The sequence below is a fragment of the Clostridium porci genome (assembly GCF_009696375.1).
Classification (GTDB): Bacteria; Bacillota; Clostridia; order Lachnospirales; family Lachnospiraceae; genus Enterocloster; species Enterocloster porci.
Genome location: NZ_VUMD01000001.1, coordinates 358943 through 376450, shown reverse-complemented (window position 1 = coordinate 376450; position 17508 = coordinate 358943). Strand labels below are relative to the sequence as shown.

At 48.4% G+C, this 17508-nt stretch carries 17 protein-coding genes; 1 reads left to right on the top strand and 16 read right to left on the bottom strand.

Annotation, left to right across the window (positions count from 1 at the left end; translation table 11 throughout):
* Positions 1–3: 3 nt before the first annotated feature.
* From FYJ39_RS20405 to FYJ39_RS01645, 10 genes are all read right to left on the bottom strand, one after another.
* Complete coding sequence (locus tag FYJ39_RS20405) at positions 4–141, bottom strand: hypothetical protein (RefSeq protein ID WP_195840351.1); 138 nt, start codon at positions 139–141, stop codon at positions 4–6.
* 111 nt (positions 142–252) lie between these two features.
* Positions 253–681, bottom strand: a complete 429-nt coding sequence (locus FYJ39_RS01685) for a GerW family sporulation protein (protein WP_154470727.1) — start codon at positions 679–681, stop codon at positions 253–255.
* 19 nt (positions 682–700) lie between these two features.
* Positions 701–1564: a DUF2953 domain-containing protein gene (locus FYJ39_RS01680; protein WP_154470726.1), complete on the bottom strand. Its 864-nt coding sequence runs from the start codon at positions 1562–1564 to the stop codon at positions 701–703.
* Positions 1561–1875 (bottom strand): hypothetical protein, encoded by a 315-nt coding sequence (locus tag FYJ39_RS01675; RefSeq protein WP_353847279.1) that lies wholly within the window; start codon positions 1873–1875, stop codon positions 1561–1563. The genes FYJ39_RS01680 and FYJ39_RS01675 overlap by 4 nt, the downstream gene beginning before the upstream one ends.
* 125 nt (positions 1876–2000) lie before the next feature.
* Positions 2001–3245 carry a competence/damage-inducible protein A gene (locus FYJ39_RS01670; RefSeq protein ID WP_154470725.1) on the bottom strand — a complete coding sequence of 415 codons (1245 nt, stop codon included), beginning with the start codon at positions 3243–3245 and terminating at the stop codon, positions 2001–2003.
* Between the two features lies 1 nt (position 3246).
* The gene (gene pgsA / locus FYJ39_RS01665; RefSeq protein WP_154470724.1) at positions 3247–3789 is read right to left on the bottom strand and encodes a CDP-diacylglycerol--glycerol-3-phosphate 3-phosphatidyltransferase; all 543 of its coding nucleotides are present in this window, start codon (positions 3787–3789) and stop codon (positions 3247–3249) included.
* On the bottom strand, positions 3776–5128 hold the full coding sequence (gene rimO / locus FYJ39_RS01660) for a 30S ribosomal protein S12 methylthiotransferase RimO (protein WP_154470723.1): 1353 nt from the start codon (positions 5126–5128) through the stop codon (positions 3776–3778). Before rimO ends, pgsA begins: the two co-directional genes overlap by 14 nt.
* Positions 5129–5226: 98 nt before the next feature.
* The gene (gene rpoZ, locus FYJ39_RS01655) at positions 5227–5490 is read right to left on the bottom strand and encodes a DNA-directed RNA polymerase subunit omega (RefSeq protein ID WP_154470722.1); all 264 of its coding nucleotides are present in this window, start codon (positions 5488–5490) and stop codon (positions 5227–5229) included.
* Between the two features lie 58 nt (positions 5491–5548).
* A complete protein-coding gene (gene gmk, locus FYJ39_RS01650; protein ID WP_154470721.1) occupies positions 5549–6178 on the bottom strand; it encodes a guanylate kinase in 630 nt (209 codons plus the stop codon).
* Positions 6179–6218: 40 nt separating this feature from the next.
* Positions 6219–7097: a YicC/YloC family endoribonuclease gene (locus FYJ39_RS01645; RefSeq protein ID WP_154470720.1), complete on the bottom strand. Its 879-nt coding sequence runs from the start codon at positions 7095–7097 to the stop codon at positions 6219–6221.
* Positions 7098–7251: 154 nt separating this feature from the next.
* Between FYJ39_RS01645 and FYJ39_RS01640 the strand changes: the two genes are divergently transcribed.
* Complete coding sequence (locus FYJ39_RS01640; protein ID WP_154470719.1) at positions 7252–8997, top strand: Rqc2 family fibronectin-binding protein; 1746 nt, start codon at positions 7252–7254, stop codon at positions 8995–8997.
* 273 nt (positions 8998–9270) lie between these two features.
* Here FYJ39_RS01640 and rpsU read toward each other — a convergent pair whose 3' ends face one another.
* From rpsU to spoIVA, 6 genes are all read right to left on the bottom strand, one after another.
* Positions 9271–9447, bottom strand: coding sequence for a 30S ribosomal protein S21 (gene rpsU, locus FYJ39_RS01635; RefSeq protein WP_003504099.1), 177 nt, complete (start codon positions 9445–9447; stop codon positions 9271–9273).
* Between the two features lie 154 nt (positions 9448–9601).
* Entirely contained in the window at positions 9602–12256 is a 2655-nt protein-coding gene (gene alaS / locus FYJ39_RS01630) for an alanine--tRNA ligase (protein WP_456236675.1), read from the bottom strand.
* A 194-nt stretch (positions 12257–12450) separates the two neighbouring features.
* Complete coding sequence (locus FYJ39_RS01625; protein WP_154470717.1) at positions 12451–13377, bottom strand: lysozyme inhibitor LprI family protein; 927 nt, start codon at positions 13375–13377, stop codon at positions 12451–12453.
* A gap of 108 nt (positions 13378–13485) precedes the next feature.
* Positions 13486–13968 (bottom strand): ribonuclease HI, encoded by a 483-nt coding sequence (gene rnhA, locus FYJ39_RS01620; protein ID WP_154470716.1) that lies wholly within the window; start codon positions 13966–13968, stop codon positions 13486–13488.
* A 26-nt stretch (positions 13969–13994) separates the two neighbouring features.
* Positions 13995–15596: an MBL fold metallo-hydrolase gene (locus tag FYJ39_RS01615; RefSeq protein WP_353954575.1), complete on the bottom strand. Its 1602-nt coding sequence runs from the start codon at positions 15594–15596 to the stop codon at positions 13995–13997.
* A gap of 383 nt (positions 15597–15979) precedes the next feature.
* Positions 15980–17455 (bottom strand): stage IV sporulation protein A, encoded by a 1476-nt coding sequence (gene spoIVA / locus FYJ39_RS01610; protein WP_154470714.1) that lies wholly within the window; start codon positions 17453–17455, stop codon positions 15980–15982.
* Positions 17456–17508 lie beyond the last annotated feature (53 nt).

The following is a 17508-nucleotide window of genomic DNA, read 5'->3' as shown; positions in this document are numbered from 1 at the left end:
ATATCAACAACAGAACAAATTATACCCAAATACTAAGCAGCCGATAATGAACAGGAAGGTAAAGATTGTTTCAGGAATAAACAAAAGCACCGCCATGCCGAAGCCAAAGCAAAACAGCATAAGCCCGCATATTCTTCTCATATCCTAATTATCTCCCCCATTCTGCAACAAGCTATACTCTATCATATGCAGAAATGCGGCTTTCATTACCATTCATTCGCCGAAGCTGCCTGCGGCGCCGCTCTTTAAAGGCTATTTAACATCCATGTGCTCCGTCTTTCCCCTGTCATAAGCGGCTGCCGTATCCTTGGCTGCCTGCACTGCCTCCTCTGATACCGCCGGCTTTCCTCCCAGAAATTTGTTGATAAAATCAGGCGCCATATCGATAGCTTTAGTAATCGCGTCCTGATTCTTTACATTAACCAGCTTAGTGACTCCGTTCTGTATCACCAAAACTGCGCTTGGGCTCATCTTAGCGCTCATGCCTCCCCCACCCTTCTGCTTTTGCTTGCCGCCCTCCGCAAATGCTCCGGCTGCCATTCCGCAGGTTACGTCAATAAGAGGAACAATAATAGTTTCTCCTACATGCACCGGCTCTCCTACTACTGTTTTAGTTGTGACAAAGTGATCCATCCCCTTAAATAACGTATCTATTGTAGATGTAAATTGGTTCTCTGCCATAGTATGTGCCTCTTTTCTTTTATTTTATAAAGCTTTGTATCAGCTTCCTCGTATGTCTGTCAAAATAAATCTGAACTGCCAGCCACAAAAGAAAGCCCAGCCTGACTCTCCCCGTGAAGCTTCCCTCCCCCTCCAATATCTTCTCATCAAATACGGGCTGAATGGACAGCTGCCTGTGGCAGAAGGGGTAAATCAAACTGACTCCCTGAAGAACACGGCCTGTAGTATAGGGGTCCTCAAATCCGAAGCTGATGGTTCCCTGGCCCTTAATGGGCCTCAAATGAGCCAGAGCACGGCCTGCCTGCTTCCACAGGAAGCGCAGAGAAGCCTGATTCTTTTCATTTTCCAGCCACTCTCTTTGTTCCTGGATAAACTGACAGCCTCCCTTTAGCTTATCATAGATTCGACGAAAAGAAAATAAAAGATTTTTCAAAGCTTTCCTAGCGCCTCTTTTGCATCCATCTGAAGACTTCTTTTCAAAAGCCTCATCCATCTCCTGCACTTTCTTGGCTGATTTCCGGTATCTCTGCTCCTCCCGCTCCAAATTCTGTGTCAGAGAATCCCCCCCGTCATCCATCAGGTGTTCTATGCTGTCCCCTGCTTCCTTTACCGGTTCCTCCTTATCAGAGCTCCACACAGGGATGCCAAATACGCGAAGTTTCATCAAAAGTCCGCTCTTCTGGTCATAAACCGCACGAAAGGACAGAAGGCGGAGAAACCAGTGAACCCTGGCCTGAGCCTTTGCCTCCCCCATCCATTCTCCACTTACATGATAGCGAAGAGGTACCAGCAGCAGGGTCAGCCCCAGAAGCAGCAGGAGCCCCAGAAGCGCCAGCAGGATAATGCCGGTTATTTTCAATATCAGAAGTACAATATGCATCATTCAAGATACCTCATGTAGCCATTCCAGTCAAATTCACCTGTCTTTTTGTACATATCATCCACCATGATACGCACCAGCTCCCTGGCTTCCTCCATCCCTGAGGCCACGCCCAGAATCAGGGGCCCCTGTCCTTCCCGCTCCTCCTTAGTGAAAAGAAGGACAGGACGGATATCAAGTATATGATTCCCACTCTCAGGGAGTGTAATCACATAGGTATCGGGCATCATCCGTTTTTCACGGATTCCCCGAAGAACCTCCGCTCGTTTTTCCCCGGCATGCTCGCCCATGTATAGATGCTTCCACCAGCGCATACGTTCTCTCCCTGTCCTTAAAGCTATACTTCCAGCCGCCCTTTAAGATCCGGATGCAGTCCAGGCTATTTGCAGTACAGGCCTAGCCTCCGCCTTCTTCCTGCGTCCTACAAAACTGCTAAAGGTCAGCTGTGCTCCAACACACACAGACGAACCAGATCCAGGGCTTTCATCATAGACTGCTCTCGTATCTTATCTCTGTTTCCTTTAAAATGATACTCTCGTATCTCCGTCCTTCCTTTAAGGCAGCACGCCATAAACACCAATCCCACAGGCTTCTTATCCGTTCCGCCTCCCGGCCCGGCAAGTCCCGTAATGGCCACGCAAATATCGGAGCCGCTCATTTTTACGCCTCCCTCGGCCATCTCCTGAGCTGTTTCACGACTCACCGCTCCAAAGGTCTCTAAGGTTTCCTGCCTAACCCCAAGAAGGCGCATCTTAGCCTCGTTTGAGTAAGTGACCACACCCTCCATAAATACATTGGAGGCGCCAGGGACATTAACCAGCTTCGCCGCCGTCATACCGCCGGTGCAGGACTCAGCCGTAGAAATAGTGAGTCCTTTCTTCTTCAGAAGCTCTACCACTGCCATCTCCAGCGTCACATACTCGTCGGTTGTAAAGACGGCATTTCCCAAACGCTTCATGATCTCATGGAGCACCGGGGCAATCAGAGCCTCCGCCTCCTTCTCGTCCTCCCCCCTTGCCGTAAGGCGGAGATCCACCTGAGCTGTTTTCGCATAGGTTGCAATGGTGGGATTTGTCTGTTTGTCAATTAAATCCAGAAGCATATCCTCCACCTGGCTCTCCCCATAACCACATATCTTCACCATTCTGGACACCAGCGCCTGCTGCTGGCGTTTCTGAAGATAAGGCAGCACCTGTTGGCGAAACATAGGGTAAAGCTCTCCCGGAGGTCCCGGAAGCAGAATGGCAGTCTTACCTTCCTTCTCCAAAATCAGTCCTGGCGCCATGCCGTTTCCATTGTCCAGCACAAAAGCCCCCTCTGGCACCACCGCCATCTTCCAATTGTTCTCCGGTATTTCCTTATAAATGTTATTCTCAAAAAAGCTTTTCAGATGTTCTCTGGTATGAGTATCCTCCACCAGCTTCATACCCATGGCTTCCGCGCATACCTCTTTCGTCAAATCATCCTCCGTAGGCCCCAGCCCCCCTGTAAGAATCACAATATCGGAACGTTCCAAAGCCGTCTCAATCACCGCTTTCATACGACCGTAATTATCCCCTACTGTCACCTGATAATACATGCCAAAGCCCAGGGCCGCACATTGCTCTGCCAAAAACTGCGCGTTTCCGTTTACAATATTCCCCATTAAAAGCTCCGTGCCTACAGAAATCAGTTCTGCCGTCATTCTACATGCCTCCCTCAGTTAGTATCCTATAATTTTTTGCGATGTAATCTGCCAATGAAATGAGAGTCAGCGCCAGGGCTGCCCAAAGGGTAATATCTGCCGCCAGGCTCAATGCTGGAAAATTCGCAATCAAAAGCGCCACCGCAATCATCTGAAAGGTGGTTTTGAATTTTCCCCAGTAGCTGGCTGCTATCACCACGCCGTTGTCTGCGGCAACCAGGCGAAAGCCGCTGATTATAAACTCACGGCTGATAATCACAATCACCATCCAGGCAGGCGCCTGTCCCAGCTCAACCAGACAGATCAGCGCAGAACAAACCAACAGCTTATCGGCCAGAGGATCCATAAATTTGCCGAAATTCGTGACAAGATTATATCTGCGGGCAAGCTTACCATCAAGCAAATCCGTAAGGCTGGCTAATATAAAAAGTATATCCGCCACAATCCGCATGGTCTTGCTTCCGCCTCCGTCATATAAAAGAGCAGCGACAAAAAACGGAATTAATACCACTCTTGCAATGGTCAGTTTATTAGGCAGATTCATCGTACACCTCTCCTATCAAATCATACTCAGCAGCTCCTGTCACCTTAACCCGTACAAAGTCGCCGGACATCAGCTCCACATCCCCATTTACAAATATAAGGCCGTCCACATTGGGCGCGTCCATATAGGTCCTTCCCACATAGGCGGGTTCATCCGCTACCTTTCCCTCAATCATTACAGTCAGGATACGCCCAACCATATTTTCACAATGCTCAAAGGCAATATCCTGCTGAAGCTCCATAAGCTCATCCCTGCGCTCCTCCTTTATCATCTGAGGAACCTGATCCGGATAAGAAAAAGCCGGTGTATCCTCCTCAGCTGAATAGGCAAACACTCCCAGGCGCTCAAATTCCATCTCATTAACAAACTCCATCAGCTCCTCGTGATCTGTCTTTGTTTCGCCAGGGAAGCCGGATATGAGGGTCGTCCTGAGAGCAATATCAGGGATCGCCTCCCGTAGCTTTCTTATGCGTTCCTTAAGCTCCTCCTTGTGGGTCTTTCTTCCCATGCGTCTAAGAATCCTGTCGCTGGCATGCTGAATGGGGATATCCAGATAATTGCAAACCTTATCCTCTGTTCGGATGGTTTCTATAAGCTCATCTGTAATTTCCTCAGGATAGCAGTACTGAATCCGTATCCAATAAATCCCCGGAACCTTTGCCAGCTCCCTCAGCAGCTTTGGAAGGGATTTTTCTCCATAGAGATCCGTACCGTAAAGAGTCGTCTCCTGGGCCACAAGAATAAGCTCCTTTGCACCAGACTCCGCCAGCTCCTTTGCCTCCTTTATGAGCCGCTCCATTGGAACGCTCCGGTATGGCCCCCGTAAGGAAGGAATAATGCAGTAGGTGCACCGCTTATTACAGCCCTCTGCAATCTTTAAAAACGCATAGTGGCCTCCGGTAGTCACCACCCGCCTCTCATCCCCCTCAGGCAGACGGCTCAGATCGCTGAAGCAGGAAATACGGCTGTCTCCGGTTCCTTTGAGAGCCTTATCCAGTACCTGGGCTATCTCCTGGTAGGAGGTTGTGCCGATAATAGCGTCCACCTCTCCGATCTCATCCAAAATCTCCTGCTTATAACGCTGAGCCAGACACCCCGCTACAATCAGAACCTTGCAGACTCCCTCCGTCTTATAACGGGCCATCTCAAGTATGGTATTGATGCTTTCTTCCTTTGCGTCCCCGATAAAGCAGCAGGTATTAACCAGGATTACATCCGCCTCTGACTCATCATCTGTATACATAAGTCCCCTGCTGTTAAGCAGTCCCAGCATTTTTTCCGTATCCACCAAATTTTTATCACATCCTAAGGAAACGCAAAATAATTTGAGCTTTTCCATAATATCTTATCAACTCCTGAATCTATTACTGTATGTTTCAAAGGGCTCCAAAGAACATAAGCCATCTCTGCCTTTGCAGGAGACGGCTTACGATGGCTTTAAGCGTTCTCTTCTTCCTCTTCCGTCATTTCTTCCTCCGGAAGGATTTTCACCTTCTGATGATACAGCTCGTCAATGGCAATGGATAAAGGCTTTTTGCCTGCAAGCTGTGATACCATAGGGCCCTCTCCGCTGATAATCTGCCGTGCACGTCTGGAGGCTGCAATTACAATGGAATAACGGCTCTGTACCACCGGCTGCTCTCCCGGCTCAATATCGCTGTTAACTGCCTCAATTAAATCTGTGTATGATGGATGCAACATTTTATATTCCCCTTTCAAAATGATTATTTATTTGAATTCATCCTATACCTTCCGCCTTCTATCTGTCATCCAGATGGCAAAGCTCCTCCCGCATCCGGCTTAAAAACTCCAGATGATAGCCAGTCTTATTATGCTGAAGCTGAATTAACTGATGCATCTGCTCTACACAGGTGTCAATTTCATCATTGATCAGCAGATAATCATATGCCTCCATGCCGGAAGCCTCCTCTGCCGCCCGGCGGAGTCTGGCGTTAATGACCTCAATGGTTTCCGTCCCCCGGCCCACCAGACGGCGGCGCAGCTCCTGAGCGTCAGGAGGCGTGACAAAAATAAGAAGGGCATCAGGAAATCGCTTCTTTACCTTCAACGCACCCTGAACCTCAATCTCCAGAATCACGTCTTTTCCTTCTTTCATTCTCTGCTCCACATACGCTCTGGGCGTACCGTAATAGTGATTTACATATTGGGCATACTCTACCAGCCTCTTTTCTTCTATCATCTGCTGAAATTGTTCCCTTGTAACGAAGAAATAATCCTTCCCTCCTATTTCCCCTTCTCGTGGCTGCCGTGTGGTAGCAGACACCGACAATGCGTAATTATCATACCGCCGAAGCAGCTCCTTCATAAGCGTCCCCTTGCCTGCCCCGGAAAATCCCGATACAACCACTAAAATTCCCTGCTGGTTCATATTTCTCTCCCTGATTTTTCAATACTCCGGTATTTGTGATCTACTCGATATTTTGTATTTGCTCTCTGACCTTTTCGATCTCCGTCTTAAGGGCAATGGCCTTATGGGAGACAGACAAATCTGATGCCTTGGAAAGGATAGTATTCGCCTCCCGGTTCATCTCCTGAGCGATAAAATCCAGCTTGCGTCCTACGCACTCGCCGCTCATAAGCTCCCTTCTGGTATTTTCAATATGGCTTTTTAAGCGGACCGTTTCCTCGTCCACGCAGACCTTATCTGCATACAAAGTGACCTCTGCGGCAATCCGGCTCTCGTCGATGGCAGTGCCTTCCAGCAGCTCCTTCACCTTATCCTCCAGCCTGGCGCGGTACTCTGCAAGGATCTGTGGGGAACGCGCTTCTACAAAATCCACTAGCTCCGTCATATAATCCAGTTTTCCAAGAAGATCCTTCTTCAAGTTCTCTCCTTCCAGCTCCCTGGATTCCACCAGCTTCACAGCAGCCTCCTCCAAAGCGCAGGAAAGTATCTCCCATAAATGCTCCTCGTCGTCCGGCGTCTGCTCCATGGTCAAAACTTCAGGAAACTTGGCCAGAGCCGACACCTTCACATCATTCTGTATGTTAAATTCCTCCGCCATCCTTTCAAAGTATCCCATATATTCGGCAGCCAGAGCCTGATTATATTTCAGGCACAGGTTGCTCTCCGTATAATCCTCGTAGTTTATAAACAGATCGACCTTTCCTCTCTGGATGTATTTCTTAAGAAGCGTTCTGATGGATGTTTCAAAATAATTAAACCTTTTAGGCATCTTAATATTTAAATCCAGGTATCTGTGATTTACGGCCTTCATCTCGACAGAAAGCTTATACTCGTCCGTAACGTTCTCGCACCTGCCGAAACCAGTCATGCTTTTTAACATAAGGAATGCCTCTCTTTCGTATCCATAGTTAGATAGTATTATAATTCATCTGAAAGGCCAAGTCAACCATTTGCCCTTTCCTATTTCCGAAACTTATGGTATTCTAATACTGCTGCGGCTCTGCTGCAAAATCCACCTGATGGGAGTGAAAAAAATGGCATTTGACGGAATTACCATAGCAAACCTGGTACATGAGTTTCGAGAAACCTTAGAAGGCGGGCGCATTTCTAAAATTGCGCAGCCGGAAAAAGACGAGCTGCTCATTACCATTAAAAATAAAAAGGAAACTTACAGGCTTCAGATGTCAGCCAGCGCAAGCCTGCCTCTGATCTATCTCACAGAGAAGCAAAAACCCAGCCCTATGACAGCCCCAAACTTTTGTATGCTGCTGAGAAAGCACATTGGCAGCGCGAGGCTCCTTTCAGTGAGCCAGCCAGGTTTGGAACGCATCATTGAATTTGAGCTGGAGCATCTGGACGAGCTGGGGGATCTGTGCCGCAAAAAGCTGATTGTGGAAATTATGGGCAAACACAGCAATATTATATTCTGCAAATCAAACGGCGTCATCATTGACAGCATTAAGCACGTTCCTTCCCATGTGAGTTCCGTCCGGGAAGTGCTTCCGGGAAGAGATTATTTCATCCCCCGAACAGCTGCCAAGGAAAATCCTCTTACTGTCTCGGAAGAGGTCTTCCGGCAAATGATAGCAGTGTCCCCTATGCCCGTACAGAAAGCCCTGTACAATCATCTTACAGGCATCAGTCCCATCATTGCTGAGGAGCTCTGCCACCTGGCTTCCATTGATTCCCAGCTTCCAGCCAGCCAGCTCACCGAGCCTGAAATAACCCACCTCTATCATACCCTGTCCAGAATGATGGAGGACGTGGCGCTAGGTCATTTCTCTCCTGTGATCATTTACGATCATGCTGGGCCTGTGGAATACGCGTCTGTACCTCTCACCTGCTACGAAGGAGGCGGCTGCCACGCCCAGCCTCAGTCCTCCATCAGCGCACTTTTGGAGCAGTACTATTTCATGCGGGATACAGTAACAAGAATCCGTCAGAAATCCTCTGATCTCAGAAGGATTGTCCAGACAGCTCTGGAGAGAAACTATAAAAAATATGACCTTCAGCAAAAACAGCTTAAAGATACGGATAAAAGGGAAAAATACCGCATATACGGCGAGCTTTTAAACACCTACGGTTATGAGCTAAAAGGAGGCGAGACATCCTTCCAATGCCTCAACTACTATACCGGAAAGGAAATTACCATCCCTCTGGATCCGCAGCTCTCTGCCACAGACAATGCCAAAAAGCATTTTAATAAATACAATAAGCTGAAACGGACCTATGAGGCTCTGGTTGATCTGATCCAGGAAACCAAATCAGAGATAGAGCATTTGGAGTCCATCAGCTCTGCTCTGGATATTGCGCTGGCAGAAAACGACCTGATACAGATAAAAGAGGAAATGATGGAGTACGGCTATATCAAAAAACGGCGCGCTGGGGATAAGAAGCCAAATATAACCAGCCGCCCCTTCCACTATCTGTCCTCTGATGGTTATCACATCTATGTAGGAAAAAATAATTACCAAAACGATGAACTCACCTTTAAGATAGCCTCTGGAAATGACTGGTGGTTCCACGCTAAGGGAATCCCCGGCTCCCATGTGATCGTTAAAACGCAGGACCAAAAGAGCCTTCCGGATCGGCTTTTTGAGGAGGCGGGAGCCCTGGCAGCTTACTATTCCAAGGGCCGGGATAATGACAAGGTGGAGATCGACTATATTCAGAGAAAAAACATCAAACGGGTTGCAGGAGGAGCTCCTGGATTCGTGATCTACCATACCAATTACTCCTTAATCGCAGCTCCCTCCTGTAATTTAAAGAAGCTGGATTAAAATTCCCCTGCACGATCCATTCCCTCTGCAGGGATAGATTCCTCAGATTCATACATCTCCTGTGCCTGTTTGAGAATGATCTGCGTCTTCCAGAAAAGCGCGGCAAAGCCATGAATGAACAAACCGTAAATGAAAGCTCCACAAAAAATCCACTCATGCCTTTGCCGTGTATGGAAAGGAGCCGGAGCTATGCACAAAAAACAGCCGATTACTGTAATCCCTTACAGCAATCGGCTGTTTTTAAAGTTAAAACTCATCAATTAATCTTAAAAATTAATTGTACTTGCGCTTACGAGCGGCTTCAGACTTTTTCTTACGTCTTACGCTTGGCTTCTCGTAATGCTCTCTTTTACGAATCTCCTGCTGAATACCAGCCTTTGCACAGTTTCTTTTGAATCTGCGTAAAGCGCTGTCCAAACTCTCGTTATCTTTAACAATTACGTTCGACATAGCTCACACCTAACCTCCCTCCAGTTGTGTAATTGTGCATAATACAACTGTTTGGGTATTTTTAGCACTGCTATGATTATAGCATAAAAATACCATACGTCAAGAAAAAAAATGTTTTTCTTATGATTATTTTGCACTTTTTACAGAGCAAAAGCTATTTCGTCTGCTCTCCCGCTACCTCCACCGCTTTCTTAAGGGCCTCATCTATTCCCGCTGGGTTCCTGCCTCCAGCCTGAGCCATATTGGGCCGGCCGCCTCCCCCGCCTCCTACAAGGCCGGCAATAGCCTTGATCAGATTTCCCGCATGGGCGCCCTGCTTCTGAGCCGTCTCCGTAACGGTTGCCATCAGGTTCACCTTTCCGTCCTGCTCGGAAGCGATGACCACAATTCCTTCTCCCAGCTTTTCCTTCATCTGATCCCCCAGGCTGCGGAGACCATTCATATCAACGTTTGCCACCCTGATAGCCAGAACCTTCAGTCCGTTAACCTCCTGCACCTGACTCAAAACATCTCCTACCGAGTCATTGGCCAGCTTGCTCTTAAGCTTCTCATTCTCAGAATTCAGAGTCTTAATTTCCTCCAGAAGAGACTCAATTCTGGAAGATAGGGAGGCAGGCGTCGTCTTAGCTGTCTTAGCCGCCTTAACCAGCTGGGCTTCAACCTCCTCATAATGCTTCATCAATCCCTGAGAGGTCAGGGCTTCAATACGCCTAACCCCGGCCGCGATGCCAGTTTCGGAAATGATCTTAAAAGAGGCGATAGTCCCTGTATTCGCAACGTGAGTTCCTCCACAAAGCTCAGTAGAAAAATCACCCATCTGAACCACACGAACCATTTCTCCGTATTTTTCTCCAAATAGCGCCATGGCCCCCGTCTTTTTGGCCTCGTCCAGATTCATAAGCTTTGTCTCCACACTAAGCCCTTTCTGGATCTCCCCATTAACCAAAGCCTCAACCTTCTGAATCTCCTCAGCAGTCATAGCTGAGTAATGGGTAAAATCAAAACGAAGCCGGCCTGCGTCCACATAGGAGCCGGCCTGCTCCACATGGCTTCCTAAAACCATGCGCAGCGCCTTATGAAGCAAATGAGTTGCGCTGTGGTTCTTACAGGTCAGGGAACGGTTTTCCCCGCATACAGAAAGGGTAACATTCTCTCCGGACTGGAGCATCCCTCTTGTCATCATACCTACATGGCCTACCTTGCCTCCCTGAAGATGGATGGTTTCTTCTACCTTAAATTCACCGTCTTCACCGGTAATCACACCCACGTCACCCTGCTGGCCGCCCATAGTGCCGTAAAATGGAGTCTGCTCCACAATAATTGTGCCCTTCTGCCCGTCGGTAAGGGCCTCCACCAGCTCCTCCTCTGTGGTCAGAACCATAATTCTAGAATCAGCCTCCAGCCTGTCATAGCCCACAAATTCTGTGGTGACAGCCGGATCAATGGACTGATACACAGTTACATCAGCACCCATATAGTTGGTGATTTTGCGGGCGTTCCTGGCCTTATCCTTCTGCTCCTTCATGGCAGAGGCAAAGCCATCCTCATCTACTTCCCAGCCCTTTTCCTCCAGAATCTCTCTAGTCAAATCCAATGGAAAGCCATAGGTATCATATAGCTTAAAGGCATCAGCTCCAGATAACACAGTTTCCTTTGCCCTTCGCATCTCATCCTCCAGCTCGCCCAGGATGGCCAGTCCCTGATCAATGGTTTTATTGAATTTCTCCTCCTCCTCGGAGAGCACCTTAAAAATCATGGCCTGCTTCTCTTCCAGCTCTGGATAACCATCCTTGGAAAGTTCAATGACCGTCCCTGACAGCTCCGCCAGGAACTTGCCCTCTATTCCAAGCTTTCTTCCGTGGAGGGCGGCGCGGCGCAGCAAACGGCGCAGCACATAGCCTCTTCCCTCGTTGGAAGGCATAATACCATCGGATATCATAAAGGTACAGGACTTTACGTGATCAGTCACAATCCGAAGGGAAACGTCGGTTTCAGAATCTTGCTGGTACTGGGTGCGGGCCAGACCGCATACCCGATCTAAAAGGGCTTTATTGGTATCTACGGTAAAGAGAGAATCCGCTCCCTGAACAACAACGGCCAGCCGCTCCAATCCCATACCCGTATCGATATTTTTTTGTTCCAGCTCTGTATAATGACCTTGTCCGTCATTGTCAAACTGGGTAAATACGTTGTTCCATACCTCGATATAGCGGTCACATTCGCAGCCTACGGTACATCCTGGTTCACCGCAGCCATAGGCCTCTCCTCTGTCGTAGTAAACCTCGGAGCAGGGGCCGCAGGGACCTGAGCCATGCTCCCAGAAATTATCTTCTTTGCCAAACTTAAAGATGCGCTGAGCAGGGATTCCTATTTCCTTATTCCAGATATCAAAGGCTTCGTCGTCTTCCAGATACACGCTGGGGTACAGGCGCTCCGGATCAAGGCCGGCTACTTCTGTGAGAAACTCCCATGTCCATCCAATCGCCTCATGTTTAAAGTAATCTCCAAAAGAGAAATTTCCCAGCATTTCAAAAAAGGTGCCATGTCTTGCTGTTTTGCCTATATTCTCAATATCGCCGGTACGTATGCACTTCTGGCAGGTAGTAACCCGCTTGCTGGGCGGAATCTCCTGTCCGGTAAAATACGGCTTTAAAGGAGCCATACCGGAATTAATTAGCAACAAGCTGTTATCATTATGAGGCACCAAAGAAAAGCTTTTCATGGCAAGATGTCCCTTACTCTCAAAAAATTCAAGGAACATCCGGCGCAGCTCGTTCACGCCGCGGTACTGTGGTTCTTTCAATGTCATTTCCTCCATCTTATCACAACATAAAAACGTAATATTTCACATAACCGTCATTTTACCATACCACTCTGTAATTATCAAGACTGACTTAAGAAAAATAAAAGCGAAGGAGGCAGGAAAACCATAACCTTTCATGGGTTCTCCCGCCTGCATGATGTACTGTCTTTTAAAGCTCATAGGACTGCTTCCAGCTTCTCTTAAGGCTCAGCCGAAGTCTCCTCTTCCTCCCTTTCCACCACAATTCCGTTCGCCTCTTCATATTTGCCGGCCAATTCGTAGGCCCTCTCTCTCGTTAGGCTTACCAGAGTAGCCGCATACCCAAGACCTTCCACTGAGCTGTCGGTTTTGGAGGTACACTCAGCCGCTTTTAAATCCCGTTTTTTCAGCCATTCCTGCTGCTCTGCTGCCAGCGCCGCCGCATCCTCCCGGGAAAGCATCTCCAAAAGCGCATTATATATCGAGTTCAGCTCTCCCTCCCAAAGCTTTAGCTCTGTCTGTGCAGAGGTTTTTATGGAGTACACATTAGAAGAGCTGTCTGTCCTGTCCTCCTTCCGCATCTTCTGGATCTGATTATCCAAATCCTTCAGCCGCTGCCTGTAGTCAGTTACAAGGGCTGTCTTTTCATCTCTGGGTCTGACGCCTGTGAGAGGTGAAATAGGAACCGGCGCTGCCGCTGCTCCATCCTCTGCCACCGCCGCCGCTTCGTCTGCCAAAAGCCCGTCCTCTGCCATCACCGCTGTCTCTGCCACAGCAGGGCCCTGTTCCGAAGGCCCGGCCGCCTCCTCTGCCATCCTTCCGTTCGGTTCCAAAGCCTCTCCTGCCGGAAGGCTGCCGGGGGTTCTGCCTCCAATGCCTGCCGAAGTATCTGAAAGCATATCGTTCTCCGCTGACGGGGCAGCTTCTGATATTGGGCTGTCCTTTTCTGAGGTAGTGGCAGCCCCTTCCCGAATACTTATATCCCCTGACTGGCCGCCCGCTCCAGGATTCCACCAATCAGATCCCGCCCGGGAAATCATCTGACCGCCGCTTACCTGGCTTCTAACATAGGAATTCGTGTAGAAGGTAACACCGCTTCCTATAACCAGAATACAACCAATTACAATCCAAACCCGTTTATCTGTCATATTCATCATCCCTACTTACTGTAGTCTTGTCATAACCTTATCACAAAATAAACGCAAATGGAATACAATACCTAAAGGAGTAATAGATTGTAAGAGATACGTAAGAAACTACGGCTTTAGCCCATCATCTGTCATAAGCTGGTCTCCGTCTGCCGCAGTGGTTGCCAGCATATCGCAGCGTTCATTCTGAGGATGTCCGGCATGTCCCTTCACCCAGATAAAGGTTACCTGGTGAGGCTCCTTGGCCTTTAAAAGCCGCTTCCATAAATCAATATTTTTCACAGGACCGCTTTTCCCCCGGTTCCAGCCCTTGGCAATCCAGCTATCTATCCACTTCTGGTTAAAGGCATCCGTCAGATATTTAGAATCGGAATACAGCTCCACTGAACAGGGGCGGTTTAATGCCTCCAGCCCCCGTATGGCAGCCATAAGCTCCATACGGTTGTTGGTAGTACGCACATAGCCTCCAGAAATTACCTTTTCATGCAGCTGCCCCTGGCTGTCCGTAAATTGAAGCACCGTGCCAAATCCCCCCGGACCATCGGGGTTTCCTCTGGCCGAACCGTCCGTAAAGATTAATACCTTGCTCATTTGCCTCTCTCCTGTCCGTCTTTTTCTCACCTGGTCCATTTCTGGCATAAAGCCAATATTTGTTCCGTGAATTGATTCAGATCCTGATTTGCCCCACCTTCATTCTGGTTAATCACATCCATAAGCTGCCTTCCAGCATCCACTAGACGGGTATATACACCCGACGCCTTCCGTCTGGCAGCTGTCTCCTTATCCACGGGGACGCCCTCTGTTTCCTTGATCCAGCAGCCCTTTATAAGGTCGAACTGGGAGCCAGAGAAGGGAGCCTTAGCCGTAAGGTTCCGTTTGTGATTCAACGTATCAGTAAAGGCTGTGCAGGAAGCCTCATCTCCATGAACTACAAACACGTACTCAGGCCCCTTCTCAAAGGAGGAGATCCAGGTAATAAGCCCGTCCACATCTGCATGTCCACTGATACCATCCATCGTCTCAATGTGTGCCCTCACATCAATTTCCTCTCCGAATATCTTTACTCCATGGACCCCATCCTGCAACATCCGGCCCAGGGTTCCCTCTGCCTGGTAGCCGGCAAAAACAATGGAACATTCCGGCCTCCACAGATTGTGTTTCAAATGGTGGCGTATCCGGCCCGCGTCACACATACCGGCCGCTGAGATAATCACCTTTGGAGTCATATCAAAATTAATGTTCTTTGATTCCTCGCTTGTGACGGAAAGCTTCAGCCCTGGAAAATCAATGGGATTGATTCCCCGCTCAACCAAGGCTTTCGTCTCTTGGTCATAGCACTCCAGAAGGTTTTCCTTAAATACATGAGTTGCCTCCACAGCCAGAGGACTGTCCACATAAACCTCAAAGCCGTCGTGGCCTGTAACCAGCTTTTCCTCTTTAATATGGCGTATCAGATACAAAAGCTCCTGGGTACGGCCTACTGCAAAGGCAGGAATTACCACATTGCCCGCCCGGTCAAGGGTCTCCTGAATAATTTTCGCCAGGCTGTCTGCGTGATTCACGCCTTTCTTATGACGGCGGTTTCCATAGGTGGATTCCATTACTACATAATCGGCCTCAGAAACATATTCCGGATCCCGGATCAAAGGCTTATTCTTATTGCCAATATCTCCTGAAAAAACGATCTTTTTCTCCGCTCCATTCTCCGAAGCCCAGATTTCAATGGAGGCTGAGCCTAACAGATGACCTACATCTGTAAACCTAAGGGTCAAATTATCATTCAGCTTAAACTCCTGCCCATAGGCAACCCCCTCAAAGTGGGCGAGGACTCCCTCCGCATCCTTCATAGTATAAAGAGCCTCTACCTCCCTTCGGCCTGCACGGCGGGCCTTCCGGTTCTTCCACTCTGCCTCCATCTCCTGAATATGCGCACTGTCCTTCAACATTATGCTGCACAAATCCACCGTTGCGTAAGTGGCAATGACCTTACCCTTAAACCCTCTGGCATAGATCCAGGGCAGCATACCAGCATGGTCTATATGGGCATGAGTGAGGAACACGTAATCAATTTCACTGTAGCTCACCGGCAGCTCTGCATTCTTATATACGTTATTCCCCTGCTCCATACCGCAGTCAATCAGCACCTTTGAATCTCCTACCTCCAGTAAGTGACAGCTTCCTGTAACCTCATGATCCGCTCCAATAAATGTTAGTCTCATCTGCATTCTCCCCTCTGAACAAAAGCGTTCTTTTTTATAGTACTGTCAATTATGCCTATAGGATACCATCCTCCAGCTATGACATCTCTCCGGGGGTTTTACCTGATTGGGTTTAGTGGTCTGACCCGCCTTCGCCTGTCGCCAAACCAGCGCGGTATCATATCTGGCGATATTATACCATAGCCTCCGGCTATGGTATCCCTCCAGGGGATGCACATGGTTCGGTTTGGTGTTTTGTCACACCTTCGCCTGTCGCCGAACCAGCGCAGTATCATATCTGACGATATTATACCATGACACAGAGCGAACATGCAAATAGTAAGATTGACTTCCTATCATTTTTCTAAAATTATATTCGGTTTAGCAGCCTTGCCCTCTGCTGCCTAAATAATAATACATATCATGCCTCCGTTGCTGTCATTGATAATTTTTTGAAGAGTATCCTGAAGCTTCATCTGGCAGTCCTCCGTCATCTGTGACACCTTTGCCTGGATTCCGTCCTCCACAATCTGCTCAATGGACTTTCCAAAAATATTGGTATTCCAGATACCCTCGTCACTGTCCCTAGCGTTCTCTCTGATATAGGCAATCAGATCCTGAGCCTGCTGCTCGCTTCCGACAATAGGGGCAATCTCCGTCTCAATGTGCGCTTTAATCAGGTTGATCGACGGAGCCTCCGCCTTCATTTTTACACCATACTTATTCCCATGTTTAATAACCTGGGGCTCATCCAGAACAATCTCGGAACGCTCCGGCGTAACCACTCCATAGCCTTTTAATCGTACCTGTGCCAATGCGTTCTGAACCTTCTCGTACTCCCTCTGCATATTCGCAAGGCTGCTTAAGGTCTGCATCAGCTGGTACTCTCCCTCAATGGGAAGGCCCACATAGTCGCTGAGGATCTGATAGTAATAGCTGTCCTCCAAATCCATCTGTACGGCTACCCGTCCGTCTGCCATCTGCATATTGCGTATCCCCATTGCCTTGATGGTGTCCGTCTGCTGTCCCTCTAATTTATTTGCCACGTCCTTCATATGGCTTACCTCCTGGATCACAGCCCTGGCAGCCTGTATTACCTGAGCTTTCAGCCAGTGGTTTGAAGGAAGAATCTCCAGCCACTTGGGGATATAGAAATCCATCTCAGTAACCGGAAACTCCTTTAGTATCTTCTCAAGTATATGAAAAATATCATCCTTTTTAAGCTGTTCGCAGTTCACAGGCAGCACTGCCACCCCATATGTATCCGACATATCCTTAGACAGCTTAACGGTCTCGTCGGAATAAGGCTTAACGGAATTGAGAAGGACAATAAAAGGCTTCCCCAATTTTTTCAGCTCGTCAATGGTCTGACGCTCTGCCTCCAGATAGCCGGGGCGCTTAATTTCCCCAATGGTCCCGTCTGTGGTAACTACAATTCCTATGGTAGAATGATCATTTATTACCTTCCTCGTTCCTATTTCAGCAGCCTGAGTAAAGGGAATGTCATAGTCATACCACGGGGTCTTTACAAGCCGTTCCTCTCCGTTTTCCACATGCCCAGCCGCGCCCTCCACCATAAAGCCCACACAGTCAATCAGGCGAACGTTAGCTTCAATTCCGTCCGCAAGAGTAATCGCTGCGGCCTCCTTTGGGATAAACTTCGGCTCTGTAGTCATAATGGTTTTGCCTGCGGCGCTTTGGGGCAGCTCATCGCGGCTTAGATTTCTTAAATTATCATCTTCCATAGACGGAAGCACTAAAAGCTCCATGAACCGCTTGATAAAGGTAGATTTACCCGTGCGAACCGGGCCAACAACACCTATGTATATTTCGCCTCCGGTTCTTGCTTGAATATCCTTATATACATTAAAATTGTCCATAAATATACCCCCTTGCTATGCTTTTATAATATATGCAAGGAGGTACAGCTGTT

What these genes read in the sequence shown, in the direction of transcription:
- FYJ39_RS01625 (WP_154470717.1), bottom strand. Translation starts at nt 13,377, where the DNA reads ATGACAGATAAACGGGTTTGGATTGTAATTGGTTGTATTCTGGTTATA.
- FYJ39_RS01680 (WP_154470726.1), bottom strand. Translation starts at nt 1,564, where the DNA reads ATGATGCATATTGTACTTCTGATATTGAAAATAACCGGCATTATCCTG.
- FYJ39_RS01685 (WP_154470727.1), bottom strand. Translation starts at nt 681, where the DNA reads ATGGCAGAGAACCAATTTACATCTACAATAGATACGTTATTTAAGGGG.
- pgsA (WP_154470724.1), bottom strand. Translation starts at nt 3,789, where the DNA reads ATGAATCTGCCTAATAAACTGACCATTGCAAGAGTGGTATTAATTCCG.
- rimO (WP_154470723.1), bottom strand. Translation starts at nt 5,128, where the DNA reads ATGGAAAAGCTCAAATTATTTTGCGTTTCCTTAGGATGTGATAAAAAT.
- FYJ39_RS20405 (WP_195840351.1), bottom strand. Translation starts at nt 141, where the DNA reads ATGAGAAGAATATGCGGGCTTATGCTGTTTTGCTTTGGCTTCGGCATG.
- rnhA (WP_154470716.1), bottom strand. Translation starts at nt 13,968, where the DNA reads ATGAGCAAGGTATTAATCTTTACGGACGGTTCGGCCAGAGGAAACCCC.
- alaS (WP_456236675.1), bottom strand. Translation starts at nt 12,256, where the DNA reads ATGACATTGAAAGAACCACAGTACCGCGGCGTGAACGAGCTGCGCCGG.
- rpsU (WP_003504099.1), bottom strand. Translation starts at nt 9,447, where the DNA reads ATGTCGAACGTAATTGTTAAAGATAACGAGAGTTTGGACAGCGCTTTA.
- gmk (WP_154470721.1), bottom strand. Translation starts at nt 6,178, where the DNA reads ATGAACCAGCAGGGAATTTTAGTGGTTGTATCGGGATTTTCCGGGGCA.
- FYJ39_RS01675 (WP_353847279.1), bottom strand. Translation starts at nt 1,875, where the DNA reads ATGCGCTGGTGGAAGCATCTATACATGGGCGAGCATGCCGGGGAAAAA.
- FYJ39_RS01615 (WP_353954575.1), bottom strand. Translation starts at nt 15,596, where the DNA reads ATGAGACTAACATTTATTGGAGCGGATCATGAGGTTACAGGAAGCTGT.
- spoIVA (WP_154470714.1), bottom strand. Translation starts at nt 17,455, where the DNA reads ATGGACAATTTTAATGTATATAAGGATATTCAAGCAAGAACCGGAGGC.
- rpoZ (WP_154470722.1), bottom strand. Translation starts at nt 5,490, where the DNA reads ATGTTGCATCCATCATACACAGATTTAATTGAGGCAGTTAACAGCGAT.
- FYJ39_RS01670 (WP_154470725.1), bottom strand. Translation starts at nt 3,245, where the DNA reads ATGACGGCAGAACTGATTTCTGTAGGCACGGAGCTTTTAATGGGGAAT.
- FYJ39_RS01645 (WP_154470720.1), bottom strand. Translation starts at nt 7,097, where the DNA reads ATGTTAAAAAGCATGACTGGTTTCGGCAGGTGCGAGAACGTTACGGAC.
- FYJ39_RS01640 (WP_154470719.1), top strand. Translation starts at nt 7,252, where the DNA reads ATGGCATTTGACGGAATTACCATAGCAAACCTGGTACATGAGTTTCGA.